The organism is Sphaerospermopsis reniformis (assembly GCF_005402885.1).
GTDB lineage: Bacteria > Cyanobacteriota > Cyanobacteriia > Cyanobacteriales > Nostocaceae > Sphaerospermopsis > Sphaerospermopsis kisseleviana.
Genome location: NZ_BJCE01000447.1, coordinates 1 through 2,101 on the forward strand (window position 1 = coordinate 1; position 2,101 = coordinate 2,101).

Here is a 2,101-nt window from a genome sequence, read left to right on the forward strand (position 1 = left end):
TTAGTAATATTCTCTATTTTTTGGCAGATAAAGTTAAAATCAAACAGAAAAATTAGGTAAATAAAATTTTTCTGGTTGGGATTTTTCAAAAATATCAATTATCTGGGTCACATCTGCGGAATGTGGGATATAATTTATCTTGTTCTGAATAATTATTAAATTTTAGTCCTACCTCTGGGAGTTTGTCCCAAAATAATAAACAGCGATATGCTTGGTCAAACATATCTCTTGGGTCGCCTAATACTTCACTGTCTCCCCAAACTAACCAAGATTCTAATAAAGTGAAATATTGTTCTGTGGGGTTGAGACTCTGCCAAATTTGAAGAATTTTGGGGTCTAAAACTAATTTAGTCTTTTTACCTTTACCAATAATTTGAGCTAGTCCAGAGGTGTGGAGGAGGAAATAAAGACCGTGTATATAGGGGTAAGATTTTTGTACAGGACGTTTAAGGTTAATGTCTATAGAAAAACTCAATTGAGAGTTAAGTTCTTGCAGATATTTCAGGGGAAACTGGTGGTAAGTGCTACTAACTTCAACACCGTCAGGTTGGAGAAAATCTAAAATAGTTTGAAAGTCTTTTAAAATTGTTCCTGGGGTATGTTGACTAATAGTTTGTTGTTGCAGTATTTGTTTTTTATCATCCGTGAGTGTTAGTTTTTATCGGATGTGTTCTGGAATGAGAGAAAATACGTTAATCATCTGAGGTTAACAATGGTTTACAAGTTAAATTAGAGGAATAACCCGTAAGTTTTACGAGCCAAAAATTTTAATAAAGCACACTGTTTAACCCACGATTCTTTATCAAGTGCAGTAGTTTAAGAGATGCCCCACTAGGCCGCTTTTGTCCTATTTCCCATTTTTGAACTGTTGAAGGACTTATATTCAAAATACGTGCAAAAACAGCTTGACTGACTTGAGATGATTCCCGTATTTCTTTAATTTGTAATGGTTCTAGAGGCTCAATAGGAGGTAGGCATAGGTGTTCAAAGGAGCGCAATGTAGTTTGATTCATTAGCCCAGCTTTGTGTAGGTCTTTTGCTGTCTCATGAACTGCTTCAAGAATTGCTGATTTTTTCTGACGCATTACAAATCACCTCTATTAATGCCTTACTATTTTTTGCTTGCTCAAGCTCTTCTGCTGTATAAGCAAGTAATTGCTTGGATAACATTTTCAAAGCTTCTTCTTCATCTTTGTCAATGTTACTGCGTTCGTTTTTTGAAAAGCCAAAAATAAAAAACCAACGATCTTCATTATTAGTAGCTATTAGTGAATTTAACGACGTTTCTGCACATGAAAATGCACGGATTGAATTAAATCAAGATTAGACAAGTGTTATAGAGGTTTTATTTTTACCTAGTAACAACTTCAGAGCGATCACATCTGATTGTTATGTTGCAATACGAATAGGACAACCGTTGTCTGCTCCAAAAAAAAAGATTACCAAATCCCTATAGCTTTCTGAAAATCTCTATAATCTTCTGTGTCTTTTTGTAATTCACTTTTGTGTGTACTTTTTTGTGTATACATGTACTCCTCATCAATCCTTTGTATTTCCTCTTTTGTCCTATCAGAACTCAGTATGGCAGCATACATTGATGATGTGTGATGATCCAAGTCTTCAGCAGAAGTGTAACACCCTGCATTTTTTAATAATTGTATTGCTTCTATCTTTTGTTTGTCAGTTAACTCAGAATTATTACTCATATTGTAAAATACGTATCTTTTAGCTATACAATCCTCAGCTACGTCATAAGCTACAGGTATAACAAAATTGCCATTTTCTTTGTTTACCAAAGCCCAATCGTATGTAAATCCGTGAGATTCAACTTCTTTCTCAAGTTTGAGATTATCATTGACTTTAAGAGCAATTAGCAATGCGTGTGCAGTAACAATCATTTGTTTTCGATATTCAGGAAGTGGTTCATCAACCTCCCTTGTCATAAAACTTTCTTTACAGTCATCACATACGTACGGGAGCAACGCGATTTTGTGAAGTCGGGTATTGTTCGAGCGATCGCCAAGCCCAAAACAGGCATCGCTAAAAATCTTTTACCGTACAGTAAAATAATTTTACACATAGATAATAAATAATATTACTG

The 2,101-nt window shown here is 34.6% G+C and carries 4 protein-coding genes; all 4 read right to left on the minus strand.

The features are described 5' to 3' along the window. Positions 1 to 94 precede the first annotated feature (94 nt). A complete protein-coding gene (locus tag FFR48_RS27505; RefSeq protein WP_190347361.1) occupies positions 95 to 475 on the minus strand; it encodes a hypothetical protein in 381 nt (126 codons plus the stop codon). 292 nt (positions 476 to 767) lie between these two features. Next, positions 768 to 1,085, minus strand: a complete 318-nt coding sequence (locus FFR48_RS27510; protein WP_137669537.1) for a helix-turn-helix domain-containing protein — start codon at positions 1,083 to 1,085, stop codon at positions 768 to 770. Next, positions 1,057 to 1,308, minus strand: a complete 252-nt coding sequence (locus tag FFR48_RS27515; protein WP_137669539.1) for a type II toxin-antitoxin system RelE/ParE family toxin — start codon at positions 1,306 to 1,308, stop codon at positions 1,057 to 1,059. The genes FFR48_RS27510 and FFR48_RS27515 overlap by 29 nt, the downstream gene beginning before the upstream one ends. Before the next feature lie 131 nt (positions 1,309 to 1,439). Further along, a complete protein-coding gene (locus FFR48_RS27520) occupies positions 1,440 to 1,943 on the minus strand; it encodes a hypothetical protein (protein ID WP_137669538.1) in 504 nt (167 codons plus the stop codon). Positions 1,944 to 2,101: the final 158 nt, after the last annotated feature.

Coding starts and splice junctions, on each gene's coding strand:
- FFR48_RS27520 (WP_137669538.1), bottom strand. CDS start 1,943: ATGACAAGGGAGGTTGATGAACCACTTCCTGAATATCGAAAACAAATG.
- FFR48_RS27510 (WP_137669537.1), bottom strand. CDS start 1,085: ATGCGTCAGAAAAAATCAGCAATTCTTGAAGCAGTTCATGAGACAGCA.